The organism is Neobacillus sp. FW104-15D2 (assembly GCF_058790155.1).
The window spans coordinates 41,150-61,150 of record NZ_JBYTCJ010000034.1 but is presented as its reverse complement, the minus strand read 5'-3'; the positions used below and the strand labels follow the sequence as shown (position 1 = coordinate 61,150).

Genomic DNA, 20,001 nt, shown 5'->3' with positions numbered 1-20,001 from the left:
ATGTGCCGATTTGAGCGTGATAAGTAAAACTAGGGCATCCGCCAAAGGGACTTGGCGAATGCCAAGTTTTTCTAATAACAAAATTGCTAATAAACGATCATCTTAATAAATTCGAACATAAAAACTAGGGAATGCTAATGGGCATCCCCTAGAACGAATGGTTATTTACCATTAGGCCCTAAATACTGATAATCATCTGGATTAATCGGTTTAAATCCTGCAGGTGTGTAAAAACGTAATAAATCTGCATTAACCACTTTATCAGACATATTAAGTTCATTTATTACCTGTTCGTAGATGGATTTACAAGCAGTCTGGTCGATTTTTAAATTCCCTGTGTTTGTATCATAACATCTTCCGTTTATTTGAGTAACTTTGCTTGATACATAATTTCCATTTCGAAATAATGCCCAATTTCGATGCTGTGGTGATAATAAATCTGAACCAAACTCAATATATTTCCTTGTGTCAATTCCCAATAAATGAAGAAGTGTTGGGCGAACATCGACTTCTCCGGCAATTTGATGCTGTATCCCGCCTTTTACTCCGGGTACGTGAATAAATAATGGTACCTGTTGCAGCTTTGCATTAATAACTGGTGTAACTGCAGGAACCCCCAAGACTTTTGCCATCGCTTCTTCATGATTTTCTGAGATTCCGTAATGATCTCCATAAAGGATAATCACTGACTTATCATAAAGCCCATCTTCTTTTAAAGAATCAAAAAACTGTTTAAGTGCTTGATCCATATAATGAGCAGATTGAAAGTAATTATTTACAATGTCATCACCAAAATCTCCAGCAGCGAAGTTAGTATCTCCCGGATCCATTTCAAATGGGAAATGGTTGGATAAGGTTATAAATTTGGTATAGAACGGCTGTTTTAAACCTTCCAGCATTGGGATTGATTCCTGGAAGAAGGGTTTATCCTTCATTCCAAAGTTCTTTATATTTCCTTTAGACGTATCGTAATAAGCTGCATCAAAAAAGTGCTCATAACCTAATTGTTTATACATAACGTTACGATTCCAGAACTCCTTGTAGTTACCGTGGAATACCGCAGTTGTATAATCCCTTTGATGTAAAATCGCTGGTGCGGACTGGTATGTGTTTTTATCCTTATTAATAAATGCTGCACCAGAAGATAAGGGATATAGAGAGTTTTCCATTAAAAACTCAGCGTCAGAAGTTTTTCCTTGTCCAGTTTGATGATAGAAATTATTAAAGTAGAAGGTACTTCCATCATGAGCTAAAGAATCCAAAAATGGTGTTACCTTTTGTCCATTTGGCATTTTATAATCAATCATAAAGTTTTGGAACGATTCCAACGAAACATATATAACATTCATTCCTTTTGCTTTTCCAAAATAGGCTGGATTTGGAACGGAATAATGATTTCTTCTATAACTTTCGACAGTAGTGATGTCACTGCTGCTAGCCATTACCCTCATGCTTGTAAGTTTGATATTTTGTAGAACATCTAAAATAGTAAAGTTATAAGCTCCTAAATACTTAACTAAATAGTTTCGATCAAAAGAACGTGATAATAAATGCGGCCGGTCTTTTTCAGCTAATGCAAGATTAAAGAGAAAAACTCCGATGGCAACTAAAAAAACAAGCTTAAAAGTTTTTTGCTTGAGGGTAGAGGTTTTTTTAAATACCGTTAAAGCAAGAAAGATTAAGATTACCGTATCTGTAAAATAAAAAATATCTGTTGCGTACATTAATGACGCGGCACTGCTTCCTAGACCCTTGGCATTTGAAAAAGCCTGTACAATATCAGGTACGGTGATAAAATCGGTGAAATAGCGATAATAGACAATGTTGGAATACAAAAGAAAGGACAATAAGAAATGAATGATAATCATCCATTTTTTTGTATGGTTTTTAGAAAGTAAAGCGAATCCCAAAAATAGTAAAGCAGAACTGAGAGGGTTAATTGCCAATAAAAATTTTTGTAGACTATCATCAATCCCTAATTTAAATTCCATTTGATAAGACACATACGTTTTGATCCAAAACAGGACTATCGCGATGGTAAAAAAGGCAATGTGGCTTTTTTTTATTGTGTTAAAAGATATAATCTTCTCCATTATGAATCTCCTTTTCCTGAAAACACAATCGAGTAAATATAAAAAACATCTTTATCTGATTTAAAGTAAATTTCAATTAATGTTTATAAATACACCTTATATTATCAGAACAATAACAAAGGTGAAAAGTATTTTGTAAATTAAATTAGCTTTGTAATTTTTCTTTAGATCCGCAAAGAAAGTATTTGGGAAAAGTCTATTATCGTATAACGGTTTGTTTTGTATTTCCGTATTCGTTATTTTAACTTTGAAATTTAGAAACCAAACTTAAAAGTCACTAGCACTTTTCAGAATAAAGTTTTTTTACTCACCAAAGTATTTACCCTTTTTCTCTCATCATAACAATTATCTATAAAAATTAAAAAAAATGCCAGGTGCCTCCCAAAAGAGAAACCTGGCATTTTTTATATAAAAGGGGGTGGGTGATTAAGCATTGCTTGCCCTAGCAACAATTATTATTTTAAGTTATATATATTAACAAACTATAAACAAAGCATTATATTTTTATGAATTTTTAATCCAAACTTATTAGAGAGTGGAATATTAGAACTCACTTATACTTCATATTTGAAAAAGTTAGAAAGCAATTTAATAAATATTTAAGAATTTCTTTAGAGGATTTTTATGAGAGATGGGTATCTTTAACCTGTAGGCCAATATATAAGAAAGAAAAAATAGACCCTAGAAAATTTTTGAATTCAAATGAATGAGAATGGGGAATGAGTGATGGATATTACAAAGGTGTTATTAAACGGGGATGAAATCCCAGTATTCCGAGGAACTTTTAGGTTATCTAGTATTGGCAGTGATGTATCCCTTGAAATAGAACTGGATGTCCACCCAACTGTGATAAGTTTTGCGGAAACTTTAAATTATACTGAAGAGAAGATCACTATCTTTACAAGTGATAATCAAACAATAATTGGTACTTTCGAAATACTTACTGGAAATTCAAGTATTTTATTAGTTGGTAATCCAAAGTTGGTAGAAGGAATAGCCAAAATTTCTTTTGAACAAAAAGATAATAGAAATGCCTCTTTTGAGCTGCAAAAGTATAATTCACTGGATAAAGAATTGAAGTTAAACCAAAAAACAATGCTTATAAACATTATGAAATCATTAATAGAGAACGAAATCCAAGATAAAGGCAACCGTATGTTCATAAATACACTGCTAAAAAAGCTTTTAAATGGAGAAAAATTAAATTCATTCGAGCAATATATCAAAAATGAAATTAGTTACTTTATAGAAGATGCGATGACGAAAAAAAGTCTGTAAAGAGTGCAAGCAGAAAAGAAGTAATCATCAAAGAGATATTACTTTGGGAATTTAACTTTTTAAACAAAGGAGGGATTCTATATGAATCAACCTATTTTAACAATAGTTGTTCCATGTTTTAACGAAGAAGAGGTATTGAGGGAGACTTCAAACCAGTTATCGAAAGTAATAAACGACCTGATAGAAGATTCACTAGTCTCAAAGGAAAGTAAAATTTTATTTGTGGATGATGGAAGCAGAGATAGGACCTGGCAGATAATTGAGGAAGAATGTTTAATTAAAACCTTTGTAACAGGGTTAAAGCTTGCCAGAAATGTTGGACACCAGAACGCACTGATTGCTGGGCTTGAAACAGCTGCAAAACAATCGGATTGTGTAGTATCAGTGGATGCAGATTTACAGGATGATATCAATGTAATACTTTCATTTGTTGAGAAATATTGGGAAGGATACGACATTGTATACGGAGTAAGAGATAAGCGTGATGCTGATACATTTTTTAAAAGAAATACAGCTCTAGGATTCTATCGGTTTATGGATAGGATCGGTATAAAACTTGTTCCTAACCATGCTGATTTCCGGTTAATGAGTAAGCGTGCATTGGATGAACTATTTAAGTATCAAGAGGCAAATATTTTTCTTAGGGGACTAGTCCCATTGGTAGGTTTTAATTCCACTAATGTCTATTATGATCGAAAGGAACGGTTTGCAGGAGAGTCCAAGTATCCTTTAAAAAAGATGCTCGCATTTGCTTTTGATGGGATTACTTCCTTTAGTGTTGCACCCATCCGGTTTGTTACTTTCTTAGGCTTTCTTTCATTGGTTTTAAGTGTTTTTGCTGGAGGATATGCTTTAATACAAGAAATTATAGGTCATACCCAAACTGGATGGAGATCATTAGTTTTATCGATTTGGTTTGTCGGTGGTTTGCAGCTTTTGGGTATTGGAATCATCGGTGAGTATATTGGTAAAATATATAGTGAGGTTAAACGGCGTCCAAGGTATGCAATAGAAATTGATAGATTCTCTTCTAACACCAGGGCAGAGCGTAGTTTAATTCAGAGATGATTTGAAAAAACCAAGACCGCTATATCTTCTCGGACATAGTTTTTAATAACCACTATAAAATAAATACCGAAAGCTTCAATTTATTTAGGTATTTATACTCTTAGCCCTTAGTTGGTTCCTCCTTTGTCAATCTCTGGAGTGGATTTAGTGCTTCTGTCTTTTTGGTTAATATCTCAAATTCCTGCAGAACCAAGACTTTGTTCAAGGTAAAGACCGGCAAAGAAATTTGTATTACCCCATCTTCCTTTGCCAAGCAGCCGAATGCAGCATGCTGTGTAACAATTTGTTTTGCGAGGCTGTTTTCTTTAAGGTTTTCTATATACCTGATCCAAGGCCGAAGGTTTAAAATAATCGAATGCTGAAATAGCACAGATAAAGAGAAAAAAGTTAACGATTTGTAATGGAATCCATATTGTTACAATCTTCATCCTATGTATTAATTTACCACACAAATCGTTGGGATTAATGTGGATATCCTTAGGTAGATCGTTTTCTTCAGGAAAACTTCCTTATTTCTTTTTATCAGACATGTTCATAAAGTAAGTATTTTTTAATTATCTTTTATTAATTCCGTTAAGCATTTTGCTTTGTGAGCCAAAAGTGAGTATATGTTAATTTACTATTTTTCCCGAGTTTCGATAAGACATACGCTACCGATTCTGGCGGAGCACTTATAGATAAATCTATCAGCTATTAAATTAATAATATAATCCCATCCTAACTCATATAAATGATTTCAGGAGGGATGTCTCAATGAACTTAATCAAAAATACTATACTTAAATATACTTCTCAATCCATATTACTAGTTTTATTTATGTTCCTGACTATTTCAATTGTTGTTATCACGAATGTTAAAATAACCTCTCAAGATCTCAATAATTCCATTGGTATATTTAATACAGAAAAACTTTTTGTTCAATTTATTAAATCTGAAAATCATGCCTTTTTTCCTGAAACGGATGAACCTACAATCACACTATCAAGAATTTCAAATATAGTTTTTCAGCTATTCACGGCGATAAAGCCAACCGATGCGAGGACATTTTTAGGAAATGAATTACCTGGGTTAATGCAATATGATACAGAGGTAGTAATCGCTGGAGAAGGAACTAACCTTACGAATCTTCCATACGAATCCTCTCCACCTGCTGAAGTTTTATTAAATGAAAAGAAGGTAGCGGAGGAAAAATTAAATCAGAGTCCCTCAACCGAGGCTCCTGTTACTAACCCGGAACATAAATCAGTATTTATTTATCATACACATAGTTGGGAGTCCTATCTTCCATTATTAAAAGATGCAAAAGTTCCCAACGACGCAATAAGTTCTGATAATAGGGTAAATGTTGTTAGGTTAGGAGAAAGATTAGCAAATGATTTAATGAAAAACAACATAGGTGTGCAGCAGGATAAAACAAATATGACTCAAGATTTAAAGAGTAAAGGGTTGAAAACAACACAAGCTTACTCAGAATCACGGAAAATTGTTCAGGAAGCAGCAGCACAGAATCATGTGTTAAAATATTTTTTTGATATTCACCGTGATTCAGCCCGAAGGAATGTTACTACTAAAACAATCAATGGAGTAGACTACGCTCGACTCTATTTTGTAATAGGAAAAGAGAATAAAAATTATTTAGAAAATCTAGAAATGGCAAAAACACTGAATCAGGAGTTGGAAAAAAAGTTCCCAGGTATTAGCAGAGGAGTTTTCTTAAAAACCTACAATGAAGGGAACGGAGTATATAATCAAGACATATCCAATAAAGCAGTATTGTTAGAAATAGGCGGTGTAGATAATGATCTGGATGAGCTCAACAGAACAGTGGATGCATTTTCTGAGGTACTAACAGACTATTATTGGAAATCAAACGAAGCAAAAGAAGTAAATGGGAACGGATAACATTTCCATCATTGAAATGGACTGAGGGCAGCTGCTTCAGTCCTTTTTCTTATTTGGAAACACAAAAACTATTTATTAGAAAAAGATTAGAAAATGATTAAATTTTCAAAAAATAACCAGTATTAGCTATATATGAAAGGATTAATAAATTACACCCCCGAAATATTGATCTAGTGAGAATTTAGATTATCTAAATACCTTGCTAGATGACATAAAGGGGCGAAGAAAAATGAAGTGGAAGAAATCAGCTTTAACTATTGGGACGGCAGCTTCTCTGTTATTAGGAACCTTGCCAGCAGTATCTTTTGCACGACAGAATGACAAAGTAGTGCTACAGCAGGGGAACGGGGCAGGAATCTTATCAAACGCCAATTACTTTGGCGATCTGGACCCTAGTACAGTTGTATCAGTAGACATTGTCATGAAAATCAAAAACAAAGACAGTCTTGCCCGCTATATTAATGAAACAACAGACCAAAGCAGTAACCACTTCAGAAAGTATTTAGATGTAAGTGAATTTAAAGCGAAGTATGCACCATCTCCAAGTGAAATTCAAGTAATCACTAAATATTTGGATTCGTATGGAATTGAGAGTAATACCTATCCGGATAACCTGATCATTACGGCGAAAGGAACCGTTGATCAATTTAATAAAGCATTTAATGTCGATATTCAAAAAGCTAGTTATAAGGGGAAAAGCTTCCATGCTACAAAGAAAAATCCGACAGCTCCCAAAAATGTGGCAGAAAATATTCTTTGCCTTTTAGGGCTAAGTGATTATTCCAATTTCACAGCCAATTCAGTTAAACGTACGGATACAATAGAACCTCAGGACTCACCTAAAGGACCACTAAGCCTGGCACCGAAGGATCTAGTTGAGCAATATAATGTAGGACCACTTTACAATAAAGGGGCAGATGGCTCCGGCCAGACAATAGGAATTGTCAGCTTGGCTGATTTCAATGTGGAAGATGCGTATTCTTTCTGGAATCAAATGAAGATAAATGTTAAACCTGATCGTGTTGAAAAAATTAATGTTGATGGCGGCACCGACTGGAATGGATATGATGAAACAACATTAGATGTACAGCAATCGGGATCACTTGCGCCAAAGGCGGACATAAAAGCATACTTAGCCCCGAATTCCGATACAGGCTTTGTAGATGGTTTTGCAAAGGCCATTAATGATAATAAAGTTCAATCACTTTCTGTGAGCTGGGGATTAAGTGAAACGATACTTCAAATGGGTGTCCAGGAAAAGTGGGAAACACCTGAATATGCAGAATCCTTTAATCAGCTTTATATGGAGGCTGCTGCCCAAGGTATCTCGATGTTTGCTGCAGCTGGTGATGCAGGGGCATATGATACAGGCAGAAATGGTTACTATGACCTCTCTGTAGACAATCCTGCTGATAGTCCATATATTACAGCCGCCGGTGGCACAACACTGCCTTTCCATTTCTCTTCAGCATCAACTGGTATTACCGTTTCTGTTGAGAAAGAGCGTGCCTGGGGATGGGACTATTTAGGTAATTATTTCACAGCAAGAAATCTACCGTTTTCAAGGCTAGTAGAAGGTGGTGGAGGTGGTTTTAGCACACTCTTCCCAACACCTGACTACCAAAAAGGTGTCAGTGGCGTAAATAGTTACTCTGCTGTACAAGATTTTACATTCAGTGATGACTTATTAAAAGTAACTGGGTTCAACAGTAACCCAGAAGTACTTCATGGTACTGCCACAGGACGTAATATGCCTGACTTATCTATGAACGCTGACCCATACACGGGTTATTATGTATACCTAAGCAACCCAGGTGCACCTGGGGAAAACAGCGGCTATGCTGTCTATGGAGGAACCAGTTTCGTTTCGCCGCAATTAAATGGTTTAACGGCATTGATTAATAGTGCTAACCATACACAAGTCGGTTTCTGGAATCCTCAAATCTATCGTTACGCACAACAGAAAGATTCTCCATTACATCCATTAAACGATGCTGGCGCATCGAACGATAACGGCTACTATACTGGAACTCCAGGCACTATCTATAATCAGGCAACAGGTTTAGGTACACCAGATGTAGCTAAACTAGCTGAAAAATTCGGTAAATAAATTTATATTTTTTTAGAAAGCTTGCAAAGATAATCTATGCAGGCTTTCTTTTGTTTAAAGAACATCCATTATTAAACGGATTAAGCATCCGATTCAATTATTGTATTAGCCTTGTTATATGACTTTATAAAACTTATCACCTAACTTGAAATAGTGAACAAGCCCCTGTTGATTAAAGGAAGAGGGACTAATCTGCATAGTTATCATGCGAAGTTGTGAGAAGATCACTGTCCTTTAATAGAAACAAAGGAATCCAGGAAACTACTCAACATTCAAATTGATAAAAAAATAACCTTAACTCTTTAAAGGAGCTAAGGTTAAAGGTCTTTCTTCTTTATTTTATTTTTTGAATGCGATCTCCAGTTGTTACATTAATTGGAGCTGTTTGTTTTTGTACATAATCAACTAAAGCATCCAAATCTACTTGGCCTGTTACTTGATTTTGACCTGAAGCAAAAGCGGTAAATCCATCGCCGCCACTTGCTAAGAATGAGTTCATGGCAACAGAGTAAGTCTGAGATGGTTCGATCGGAGTTCCGTCTTCAAGCGTCAATGAAACTACTTTGTCTGTTCCTAAAGTGCTGTCATAAGAGTACTTCATACCTGAGATTTGGAGTATACGGCCTGTAGCCCATTGCTGGTTCAATGCCTGACGAATCTGTTCTCCAGTTAAGTTCATTGTAATTAATTGATTATTAAATGGCTGAACAGTGAATAATTCACCCCATGTAATTTCTCCGCTGTTAATATTAGCGCGAATGCCTCCAGGATTAGTAATGGCAATTTGAGCATTCGTTGAAGCACGCTGTGCATCAGTAATAAAATCTCCAATGTTTGATTCACCGCTTGCATTCTGATCCTGTGTTAATGCTGTTGCTGCACTGCCAACCACTTTATTAATTAAAGGTGCTACCTTTGCTTCGTCATTATCTATCATTTGTTTAACCTGAGGGTCAGGCTGAATGGCATCTTGATAGGTATTTACAATTTCTGCATCACTTTTTACTACATCCTTGGTTTTTGGATCAATCCAAAGATGAACATCATCAAAGGCGGTACCATAGGAGTAGGCTTGAACCACTAATTTTCCGTTTACTTTTGTGTTCATGTACGCATGGTTATGGCCGCCAAAAATAACATCCACCTCTGGGTCTATATTTTGAGCAATATCATAGACTCTGCCATTTGCGTTGGAACCGTCCGTTGCTGAAGTTCCTGGATCATGTGCCAGTACAACGATTGTTTTAACGCCTTTTTTCTTTAACTCTTTCGCATATTTATTAATAGCTTCTGTTTCATCTGTAAATTCGATGTCTTTTACATTTGAAGGCATCGTAATAGTAGGAGTTTCAGTTGTTACCACTCCGATAAAACCAATATCCACACCATGGACTTTTTTAATCATATAAGGAGGCAGAATTGGTTTTTTATTGCTAGTATTAACGACATTTGCGCAGATGTATGGATAATTAGCACCCTCAAAATATTCACCGGTATTAGGGTTTTTTCCGCCATAAATTTGACGAAGCATTTCATTCACTCCGTGGTCAAATTCGTGGTTTCCAATCGTACTAACATCGAAATGAAGAGTGTTAAAAATATTAATGGTCGGCTCATCCTGCAAAAGAGCAGATACAGGTGCTGAAGCACCAACATTGTCACCGACAGCAAGCAATAACGTATCTTTAACCTTGGCTTGTTCTTGTTTTAAATAAGCTGCAAGATAATCAGCACGTCCAACAGAACGACCATTTACCTTACGAGTAACATCCAATTGACCATGAAAATCATTGACACCAAGAAGCTGAACTTCAAATGGATGCGGAGTTGTTATGGATGACGCAGTTTGATTCATCTCCGCATGGGTAGTATTTGTAAATGGTAATGTTAATAATGTAGCCAAGCTTGCTGATAAAACCATTAGTCCTTTTTTACGCAAATGAACCCTCTCCCGATAGCATAATAGTTTACGAGAGTTATTATATTATGCGAACAATAGATATATCAAGTAAAATATTGTTCGTATTTACGGTTGATTATAGAACGTGGTATTCATATTAATTACTTTTTAATTGTAAAATGCATATCTTTAGATTTTAATAGAAAGTAATTTATTAACGATTAAAAAACGAACGATTTGTTTGTTTGACAAATTATTGTTCGTTTATTATACTCAGTTTTGTGTTTTTGTGAAGCAAGGATCCTCCATTGTATTAAATGAATAAACTTGTTCCACTTTTGGCAAAATATTTCTATTCGATGGTTAATTTTTATATGCAGTGGAACGAAAGTAATGCTTGCTCTACATTAGAAAAACTTGGCATTCGCCAAGTCCCTTTGGCGGATGACCTAATTTTACTTATGCGTTCAGAATTTAGGGATATAAATTCTGATTAGCTAAAAAAAGCGGAGGTATAACAACATGAAAAAACAAAAACTGGGAGTGGCACTCTCACTGCTGCTGGCGGCTGGAACGCTTTTAGGCGGATGTGGAAAAAATGCCGACAACAACAAAAACAATGCAGGTGGAAAGAAAGGCTTTACGGTTGGAATGGTCACTGACATCGGCGGGGTTGACGACAAATCCTTCAATCAATCTGCTTGGGAAGGCTTGCAGGCATTTGGTAAAGCAAACAACCTGACTAAAGGCAGAAACGGATATGATTATCTGCAATCAACTTCGGATGCAGACTATGTTCCAAACCTAAATACACTAGCACGCCAAGGCTATGACCTGGTATATGGTATTGGTTTCTTAATGCAGGATGCAATTGATGAAATTGCAAAACAACAAAAGGATACTAAATTTGCGATTATCGATTCTGAGGTAAAAGAACCTAACGTAGCAAGCGTTCTTTTTAAGGAGCAGGAAGGGGCCTTCCTTGCAGGTGTCGCTGCAGCAATGACAACAAAGTCTAACCATGTCGGTTTCATTGGCGGTATGAAAAACGCCGTAATTGAACGTTTTGAAGCAGGTTTCATAGCAGGTGTCCATGCAGCAAAGCCTTCAGTAAAGGTTGACTCTCAATATGCTGGCGCTTTTGATAAAGCAGAACTTGGACAGTCTATTGCGTCTAAAATGTATGCAACGGGCGCAGATGTCATTTTCCACGCATCAGGCGGTACAGGCAATGGACTTTTTAAAGAAGCCAATGACTTAAAGAAAAAAGATCCTAAACGTGAAATCTGGGCAATTGGTGTTGACCGAGATCAGAGCAATATGGGTGAGGATGTGGTTCTGACTTCCGCTCTTAAACGTGTCGATGTAGCGGTACAAGATACGGCTAATAAAGCAAAGAACGGCAATTTCCCAGGAGGAAAAGATGTTCTTTATGGATTAAATGAAGGCGGCGTAGGATTAACACCAATTAACGCGAAGGCTGCCAATAAAGATGCAATTGATAAAGCTGTAAAAGATTGGACAGATAAAATCAAGTCTGGAGCGGTAAAAGTTCCCGGCACTCTGGCTGAATTGAAAACATTTAACGCAAAATAATATTGAAAAAGAAATAAGCGGGGGGCTAACCCGCTTTTTCATTTGTTATCGAGCAACAGAATTTATTAAATTTTTTATGCAGAACAGTGTGTTCTCTCTTATAAAGGAGTGTAATAAATGGAAAATGTTTTTGATTATGAGGATATTCAATTGATTCCGGCAAAAGCGATGGTTAATAGCCGGTCGGAGTGTGATACATCCGTTAATTTTGGTGGACGCACGTTTAAGCTCCCTGTAGTGCCTGCTAATATGCAGACGATTATAGACGAGAAGATTGCGATCTATTTAGCAGAAAATAATTATTTTTATATTATGCATCGTTTTTACCCGGAGAAGCGGTTGGATTTTGTAAAAGATATGAATTCTCGTGGGTTATATGCCTCGATTAGTGTTGGGGTGAAGGAAGAGGAATATAGATTCATCCAACAATTAGCAGAGGAAGGTCTATCACCTGAATACATTACTATTGATATTGCTCATGGACATTCTAATGCAGTAATCAATATGATTCAGCATATAAAGAAACTTCTTCCTTCAAGCTTTGTTATTGCAGGAAATGTCGGTACTCCTGAAGCAGTAAGAGAATTGGAAAATGCCGGTGCAGATGCAACGAAGGTAGGCATAGGACCAGGAAAGGTATGTATTACTAAAATAAAAACCGGTTTTGGAACAGGCGGCTGGCAATTAGCGGCCCTTAGATGGTGTGCAAAAGCGGCAAGCAAGCCGGTTATTGCAGACGGGGGCATCCGCACACATGGTGATATAGCGAAATCGATTCGGTTTGGAGCTTCTATGGTTATGATTGGCTCATTATTTGCCGGACATGAAGAGTCCCCAGGAGAAATGATCGAAAAAGACGGAAAGCTATGTAAAGAATACTTTGGATCGGCTTCCGAGTTTCAAAAGGGTCAAAGGAAAAATGTCGAAGGCAAAAAAATGTATGTTGAGTATAAAGGTTCTTTAAAGGATACCTTGAATGAAATGAAGGAGGATCTTCAATCGTCCATTTCCTATGCGGGGGGAAATAAGCTGTCAGCAATCCGTACTGTAGATTATGTTATTGTAAAGAATTCAATCTTTAATGGTGATAAAGTATATTAAATAGGGGTTAAACCTATTTTAATTGTGGTTAAAAATGGTTAATGCTGGTGGAAACTATATATCTACTCGCTCCATAGAGTAAATGAACTGCTGAGCAGCTGTCCAGTGCTGGATAGAAAAGAAATGTAAGTTAAAAACGATTTTCTTAGTACTTTACATTTTTTAATCGTGTGCTATAGTTTACTTTATTCCAACTTAATATTATGATCGAATTACACTAGGGGGGCCTTTGGCTGAGATAGAACATTGTTCTAGACCCTTTGAACCTGATCTGGATGATACCAGCGGAGGGAAGTGGAGCGAATCTTTATGTCAGCCTCATTTATTTTGACATTAACCTTCAAACCATTCATTTCTCTGGAAGTGGGTGGTTTTTTATTTTGTATTTTATTAAGGAGCGAAGAAAATGAAGGCTATATCCGGAGATTTATCTCAAAAAATTGCACACGAAGTGGAATCAAGACAAGAAGAATTAATGGAGCTTCTTACCAAATTAATTTCTTTCCCAACAGTAAGTCCGCCTGCCAGGAATACAAATGACATACAAGAATTTATTCAAGACTACTTAAAAGACCTGGGCTTTAAAACGGAAAAGTGGGATGTTTACCCAGGAGACCCTAATGTTGTTGGGATCTTAAAAGGAAAAGTTTCTGAGCAATATAATAGTTTAATCATAAATGGTCATGTGGATGTTGCAGAAGTAGGTGATGATAAAGAATGGAATAAATCTCCCTTTACTACCTATTTTAAAGACCAATATATTTATGGACGTGGTGTTGCCGACATGAAAGGTGGCATTGCAGCATCGCTATTTGCTTTTAAACTATTAAAAGCACTCGATATTACTCTTCAAGGTGACTTGCAATTTCAGTCAGTGATCGGGGAAGAAGTGGGTGAAGCGGGAACACTCGATTGTACAGAAAAGGGGTATACTGCTGACTATGCAGTAGTAGTCGATACAAGTGATTTACATATTCAAGGCCAAGGCGGGGTCATTACCGGCTGGATAACGATTCAAAGTAAAGAAACCTATCACGACGGTTTGCGCAGGAAAATGATTCATGCAGGTGGTGGCGTGAAGGGGGCTAGTGCGATTGAGAAAATGATGAAAATCATCTCTGGCCTTCAAGACCTGGAACGCCACTGGGCGATTACGAAAAGTTATGAGGGCTTTGAACCTGGTGTTAATACCATCAATCCTGCTGTGATTGAAGGTGGCAGGCATGCCGCATTTGTTGCTGATCGCTGCGCACTTTGGATTACGGTACATTTTTATCCGAATGAAGATTATGAAGAAGTTATCAAGGAAATTGAACAACATATTAATGCTGTAGCCGCTGCGGATCCGTGGTTAAGAGAAAATCCGCCAGAATTCAAATGGGGAGGAAAATCGATGATTGAGGATCGTGGAGAGATTTTTCCTTCCTTGGAAATTGATTCAGAGCACCCTGGGACGCTTCTTTTAGCCGATTCGTATGAAAAATTATTAATCCAAAAGCCAACAATAGGAATGTCACCTACAGTTACTGATGCTGGATGGCTAGGACGGGCCGGGATTCCGACTGTCATTTTTGGGCCAGGAAAATTAGAAGATGCACATTCTGTAAATGAAAAGGTGGAAGTTCGTCAATTACTAGATTTTACGAAAGTATTAGCCACATTTATTGCAGAGTGGTGCAACACTAGAAAGGAGGAATAAACAAATGAAATTTACAGACTTTCTTTTTGAAAAAGTAAATGAAATCTGGCAAAAAACTCACCAGCATCCTTTTGTGGTGGGGATGGGGACAGGAGATTTGCCTGTTGAATCGTTTATTCGGTACATGAAACAGGACTATGTCTTTTTAATCGACTATTCCAAGCTTTTTGCACTAGGTGCGGTCAAGGCAAAAGATATCGAGACGATGGCCGCTTTTGCAAAGCTGCTTCATGAGACATTGCATGGGGAAATGGATTTGCACCGCCAATATGCTGAACGATTTGGTATTACCAACCAACAGCTTGAGGAAACGAAGCCACTCCCAATGAATTTTGCCTATACGCGTTATATGCTATATGTGGCTCAGAATGGTTCTCTTGAAGAATTGATCTCTGCGCTGCTGCCTTGTATGTGGAGCTATTGGGAGATTGGCAAGATGCTTGCTGAAAAGTATCCAGGATCTAAAGAGCATCCTTTATATGGTGAATGGATCAAAATGTATTCATCAGATGAATTTGGTTCCTTGGCCACCTGGCTGATTGATTTGTTAGATCAATTGACTGATGGGAAACCGGACCGGGAACTAGAAGACCTCGAAGACCATTTCCTGACGACATCCAGGTTTGAATATATGTTCTGGGATATGGTCTATCAGGGGGGCGAGTGGCCTGTCTAGTTCACCCATTTTATCAATAAAAGAACTTTCGTATGCTTTTCCCGGTGAAGCTAAGGGAAAGCCCGTTTTTCAAAACATTTCAATGAATGTGCTGCCAGGGGAGTTTGTCTCAGTTATTGGCGCGAGTGGTTCAGGGAAAAGCACGTTATTCAAACTGATTGCCGGATTATTGGAGCCTGACCAGGGACAAATCTGGATTAATGGCCAACAATCTGGAAAGCGATTAGGAAAAGTCGGCTTTATGCCCCAAAAGGATCTGCTTTTGCCGTGGAGAACTGTAGCGGACAACGTTATGCTGCCAATTGAGCTTAGCAAGGAAAAAAAGCAAGAGAAAATGAGTGAAATTATTGAAGGGTTAAACAGATTTGGCTTAGCTGGTTATGAAAAAGCCTATCCCCATGAACTTTCCGGTGGAATGAAGCAACGGGTCGCCTTTTTAAGAACGATTATGACTGGAAGAGAACTTTTATTATTAGACGAGCCGTTTGGCGCCCTCGATTCAATGACGAAGCATAATATGCACAGCTGGTTGTTAGAACTTTGGGAAGATCTGCAAAAAACAGTATTGTTCATAACTCATGATTTGGAAGAAGCGATTCTGTTAAGCGATCGAATTTATCTTCTGCCAGATAAAGGAGCGGTAAAAGAATTAAAGGTGGAGATGCCGCGGCCGAGACGTTCTGACCTTATATATCAAACCGAGTTCATTGCAATGAGAAAAGAATTGGAGCTGCTGATTCACAATGAAAAATAGATTCAAGAATTGGGCAGAGAACTATGGACTGTTTCTATTGGTTGTTGTTCTCCTTATATGTGTATGGGAATGGGTCATTAAACAAGGATTTATTCCATCCTTTATTTTGCCTGCGCCCACATCCATCTGGCAATCATTGATGGAAAATCGGCAGCTTTTGCTGGAACAGCATTTACCTGCCACCTTAAAAGAGGTATTGCTTGGTTTTATCCTGTCCTTAATCGGTGGGGTGATAATTGGGGTTGGCATGCACTTTTCACGAGCGTTAGAAAAAGTACTTTATCCATTTCTCGTTATTTCACAAACAGTGCCGCTGATTGCGATTTCTCCTATTTTTATCATGTGGTTCGGCTACTCCATTTGGAGTAAAATTGCCGTTACCATACTAACGGCGTTCTTCCCAATCGTTGTTAGTACATATGATGGGCTTAAAACTGGGGGAGAAGAGTACCGGGAATTATTGTTAACCATGGGGGCCAATCGCTGGCAAATTTTCAAGAAAGTCCAGGTGCCGCTGGCGCTGCCTGTCTTTTTTTCTGGATTGAAAATGTCTGTTGTTTATTGTGTTGTCGGGGCCACGATTGGAGAATGGCTGGGTGCGAGTGAAGGATTGGGATACTTTAGCAGAAGAATGTCTGGCAATTTGCAGGCGGATGCCGTGTTTGCCTCCATATTTTTGCTGTCATTAATGGGAATCGTGCTCTTTTTACTAATTGGTTTGGTAGAAAAGCAATTATTGAAAAATAAAATTCGTTAAACCCAGAAGGGAAGTAAAAGGAAATGAAAAAAAGTTTTTTGGTTATAATCAGTTTGTTTTTACTATTATTAAGTGCATGTAGTGCTGGAAATAAGGATAACCAGACAGGCACGAAAAATACTTCAAAGGAGAAAGTTCAGAAGGTTACCTTAATGTTAGACTGGTATCCGAATGCGGTTCACTCCTTACTTTATGTGGCAAAGGAAAAGGGATATTTTAAAGAGCAGGGCATAGATGTGGATATCAAGATGCCTGCTGATACAAACGATCCTTTAAAATTGGTTGCTGCAAACCAAGTTGACATGGCTATCAGCTATCAGCCTGAGGTACTTGTAGCAAGAGGAGAAAATATTCCAGTTAAATCATTTGCCGCTCTTGTTCGTCACCCGTTAAATCAATTGATGGTTCCTGCTAATGGTCCGATTAAATCACCAAAGGACTTAGAAGGAAAAACCATAGGTTATCCTTCTATTCCACTGGATGAAGCCATTGTTCAAACGATGGTAAAATCTGATGGCGGTGATCCACAGAAGATTAAAATGGTCGATGTAGGATGGGATTTAATTCCGGCAATGGCAACGAAAAAAACAAACGCGCTTATAGGCGGTTACATCAATCATGAGAAATTGTTGCTTGAAAAAGAGGGACACCCAATGCTTGCATTAAACCCAAAGGAGTATGGCGTTCCAGATTATTATGAATTAGTTTTGGTTGGAAGCGAAAAAGGACTTAAAGAAAAACCAGAAGTGTTTAAAAAGTTTATGGCTGCTATCACAAAGGGACAAAAATATGTTCAGGAAAATCCAGAAAAGGGTCTTTCTATTTTATTGAAGAACGCAGATAAATCGTCACCGCTGGATAAGGATGTTGAAACAAAAAGCTTACAAATTCTTCTTCCTTTAATGGATGCAAAAAATAAAGCATTTGCTTATCAAGATCCACAAACATGGAAGAATGTTGCGGAATGGCTGAAGGACAACAAAGTAGTAAAAACGAAAGTAAATAGTAAAGATGCATTTGTAAATCTCTAAAAGGCATCAGGTACCATCCATTAAGTTGGGTGGTACCTTTTTTGCCTAATAATTAAAATTTTTGACTAGCCACATTTGAAAATAATATATGAAAATAACAAGTGAATTAGTTAGTCAGGAATTAAAACTTAAAAAACCAGAATTCAATTTCTAAATTATATTCAGCAAATTACCTTACTTACTATTTGTTTTTTTAAAAAATTCCTTTTAAAAAAATTTTTTAAATAATTTTTCGTTGACTGGTTTCTAATATAATTACTTTGGAAAACAAAATAACCTCATATAATCATGGCAATATGGGCCATAAGTTTCTACCCGGTGACCGTAAATCACAGGACTATGAGGGAAAGCATTTATTTATTGAGTACAGGTATATTTAATGTTGTCCATTAAAGCCTCGTATTCAAGCTTTCTCTCGGAGAAGCTTGAGTACGGGGTTTTTTGTTATTAAAACTTCTAGGGGGATAACAGCAGTGAAATTAAAAAATAAAACGTTCGTAGCTGCAGCATTTGCATTTGGGTTACTAGTTCCACAGGGAGTAACAAAAACAGCGAATGCAGAGACTACCAGTAATCCGGTTGTTAAGCTTCGTATTCTTGAAACTTCTGATATTCATGAGAACTTGATGAACTACGATTATTATCAATCAAAGGAATGATAAATCGCTTAACGGTAGCGTTAAGCGATTTTTTGTAACGATATGGCCTTATTCCACTAAAGCATCCTTTAGTTTAAGTGAAAATATTCACAATATAATATAATTAAATTGTGACCTACAAAATGCAAATTGCTGTTTTCCTCTCTGCCGCTCACCATTACATACTTCTATTTCTTAATGCTTCCCTGTCAACATTTTGTGGCGGTTGTTCCATCCACCTGTTTTCAATCATCAATTTAATGCCATCATTTGCATATTGGAGTATTTCAGCCACTAATCTTGTGTAGTGTCCTCCTAAATCCTTTCTAAGGCTTGCTCCAATCGCTGCCCCATAACCCGCTACACTAATTGCAGTTAGACTACTGGTTTGAACCATCATTAACTTATCCGAAAAGGGTGCATCAATTGATTTAGAAATGGTTGAATCCCACGTACTTGGCATTGGCACTCCATCTTCTATTAAAACCTGCCTAAACACTGTTTCGTGCTTTGAAGCTATCTCCGTACCTCTCTCCATATATTTTCTAACTTCAGGTGATTTAGCAGTTTGAGAAAAGCCAACGACAAATGTTCTGCCAATGGAGTTGGTTTCTGAATTTTTTGAAATATGGGCTAGTTCAATGACAGTTAACGGACGATGCTTTCCGATTAATCCTGATAAAAATGATTCACTTTGAAGGTATTCAGCTTTTTCCATTGGAGCTATCATAGCAGAACGGACAAAAGCTCCCTTCTTAAGAAGTAAGTCACAAGTATCATTGTAAAGTTTCATAAACATTTGGGATGTATTCGAAAAAAGATCTCTTACGTCGTTTCGTGCCAATACCTCAAGTAAAGCGGCGGCGGCAGCTGTTCCAGCAGCAGCCATATATTTTATGTATCTCAAAGTAAAAAGGTCTGAATATAATCGACCAGCTTTTAAATTTACATCATCTTGTGAGAATCCAATGGGTATTGCGTGATTTTCTTTTTCAAAGATTAATTTGACTTCATTTACAACATACGAACAATTTGTTAAAGCGGTTTGAATAATATCTGTACTTTCAGGGTCTTCATTTACATTGGCAAAATGCTGTACTATACAATAAACCATTGAATTCTGCATATAAGCACTCCACAATGCAGCAACCTCTGAAGAAACAAGTTTCGGGTTATGCTCCATTTTACTCCAGTCTCCTTTATTTTTTTCTTAATATGCACAAAAATGATGAGAACTATTAATTCCAGGTGAAGAAAAAAGCTTGAATGAAACAGAAATGGTTCTAACCATTTTTAAACAAAGCTGCCCCGTATGTTCAATAAGAAATTCAGCAAAAAGGGCGTAAATCCCTCAAAGTAAGGTGTTTATAGATATCTCAAAAAAAAGGACCAAATTGC

At 37.0% G+C, this 20,001-nt stretch carries 15 protein-coding genes and 2 riboswitches; of the genes, 12 read left to right on the top strand and 3 right to left on the bottom strand.

What is annotated here, in order from left to right; all coding sequences use genetic code 11:
- Positions 1-161 precede the first annotated feature (161 nt).
- Positions 162-2,093 carry an LTA synthase family protein gene (locus tag AC3WR0_RS21610; RefSeq protein WP_492554231.1) on the bottom strand — a complete coding sequence of 644 codons (1,932 nt, stop codon included), beginning with the start codon at positions 2,091-2,093 and terminating at the stop codon, positions 162-164.
- Between the two features lie 726 nt (positions 2,094-2,819).
- Here AC3WR0_RS21610 and AC3WR0_RS21605 point away from each other — a divergent pair.
- The 4 genes from AC3WR0_RS21605 (at position 2,820) to AC3WR0_RS21590 (ending at position 8,451) form a co-directional block, all read left to right on the top strand.
- Positions 2,820-3,371 (top strand): hypothetical protein, encoded by a 552-nt coding sequence (locus AC3WR0_RS21605; RefSeq protein ID WP_492554230.1) that lies wholly within the window; start codon positions 2,820-2,822, stop codon positions 3,369-3,371.
- Positions 3,372-3,452: 81 nt separating this feature from the next.
- The gene (locus AC3WR0_RS21600; protein WP_492554229.1) at positions 3,453-4,439 is read left to right on the top strand and encodes a glycosyltransferase family 2 protein; all 987 of its coding nucleotides are present in this window, start codon (positions 3,453-3,455) and stop codon (positions 4,437-4,439) included.
- A gap of 753 nt (positions 4,440-5,192) precedes the next feature.
- Positions 5,193-6,341 (top strand): stage II sporulation protein P, encoded by a 1,149-nt coding sequence (spoIIP, locus tag AC3WR0_RS21595; protein WP_492554228.1) that lies wholly within the window; start codon positions 5,193-5,195, stop codon positions 6,339-6,341.
- A gap of 229 nt (positions 6,342-6,570) precedes the next feature.
- The gene (locus AC3WR0_RS21590) at positions 6,571-8,451 is read left to right on the top strand and encodes a S53 family peptidase (protein WP_492554227.1); all 1,881 of its coding nucleotides are present in this window, start codon (positions 6,571-6,573) and stop codon (positions 8,449-8,451) included.
- Between the two features lie 334 nt (positions 8,452-8,785).
- On the opposite strand, the gene AC3WR0_RS21585 is transcribed toward AC3WR0_RS21590, so the two are convergent.
- On the bottom strand, positions 8,786-10,372 hold the full coding sequence (locus tag AC3WR0_RS21585) for a bifunctional metallophosphatase/5'-nucleotidase (protein ID WP_492554232.1): 1,587 nt from the start codon (positions 10,370-10,372) through the stop codon (positions 8,786-8,788).
- 501 nt (positions 10,373-10,873) lie between these two features.
- Here AC3WR0_RS21585 and AC3WR0_RS21580 point away from each other — a divergent pair.
- The 8 genes from AC3WR0_RS21580 to AC3WR0_RS21545 all read left to right on the top strand — a co-directional run bounded on the left by AC3WR0_RS21580 (position 10,874) and on the right by AC3WR0_RS21545 (position 18,624).
- Positions 10,874-11,947, top strand: coding sequence for a BMP family lipoprotein (locus tag AC3WR0_RS21580; protein ID WP_492554226.1), 1,074 nt, complete (start codon positions 10,874-10,876; stop codon positions 11,945-11,947).
- A gap of 117 nt (positions 11,948-12,064) precedes the next feature.
- Positions 12,065-13,048: a GMP reductase gene (gene guaC / locus AC3WR0_RS21575; RefSeq protein ID WP_492554225.1), complete on the top strand. Its 984-nt coding sequence runs from the start codon at positions 12,065-12,067 to the stop codon at positions 13,046-13,048.
- Between the two features lie 209 nt (positions 13,049-13,257).
- A riboswitch (TPP riboswitch) is annotated at positions 13,258-13,358 on the top strand.
- Positions 13,359-13,454: 96 nt separating this feature from the next.
- The gene (locus AC3WR0_RS21570) at positions 13,455-14,747 is read left to right on the top strand and encodes an acetylornithine deacetylase (protein WP_492554224.1); all 1,293 of its coding nucleotides are present in this window, start codon (positions 13,455-13,457) and stop codon (positions 14,745-14,747) included.
- 4 nt (positions 14,748-14,751) lie between these two features.
- Positions 14,752-15,423, top strand: a complete 672-nt coding sequence (tenA, locus tag AC3WR0_RS21565) for a thiaminase II (protein ID WP_492554223.1) — start codon at positions 14,752-14,754, stop codon at positions 15,421-15,423.
- Positions 15,371-16,177: an ABC transporter ATP-binding protein gene (locus AC3WR0_RS21560; RefSeq protein ID WP_492554222.1), complete on the top strand. Its 807-nt coding sequence runs from the start codon at positions 15,371-15,373 to the stop codon at positions 16,175-16,177. Before tenA ends, AC3WR0_RS21560 begins: the two co-directional genes overlap by 53 nt.
- Entirely contained in the window at positions 16,167-16,934 is a 768-nt protein-coding gene (locus AC3WR0_RS21555; RefSeq protein WP_492554221.1) for an ABC transporter permease, read from the top strand. The genes AC3WR0_RS21560 and AC3WR0_RS21555 overlap by 11 nt, the downstream gene beginning before the upstream one ends.
- A gap of 23 nt (positions 16,935-16,957) precedes the next feature.
- Positions 16,958-17,965 (top strand): ABC transporter substrate-binding protein, encoded by a 1,008-nt coding sequence (locus AC3WR0_RS21550; protein ID WP_492554220.1) that lies wholly within the window; start codon positions 16,958-16,960, stop codon positions 17,963-17,965.
- Between the two features lie 258 nt (positions 17,966-18,223).
- A riboswitch (purine riboswitch) is annotated at positions 18,224-18,325 on the top strand.
- A gap of 113 nt (positions 18,326-18,438) precedes the next feature.
- The gene (locus AC3WR0_RS21545; protein WP_492554219.1) at positions 18,439-18,624 is read left to right on the top strand and encodes a hypothetical protein; all 186 of its coding nucleotides are present in this window, start codon (positions 18,439-18,441) and stop codon (positions 18,622-18,624) included.
- Between the two features lie 157 nt (positions 18,625-18,781).
- Here the strand turns inward: AC3WR0_RS21545 and AC3WR0_RS21540 are convergent, their stop codons facing one another.
- Positions 18,782-19,786: a DUF3231 family protein gene (locus AC3WR0_RS21540; RefSeq protein WP_492554218.1), complete on the bottom strand. Its 1,005-nt coding sequence runs from the start codon at positions 19,784-19,786 to the stop codon at positions 18,782-18,784.
- Between the last annotated feature and the right edge of the window lie 215 nt (positions 19,787-20,001).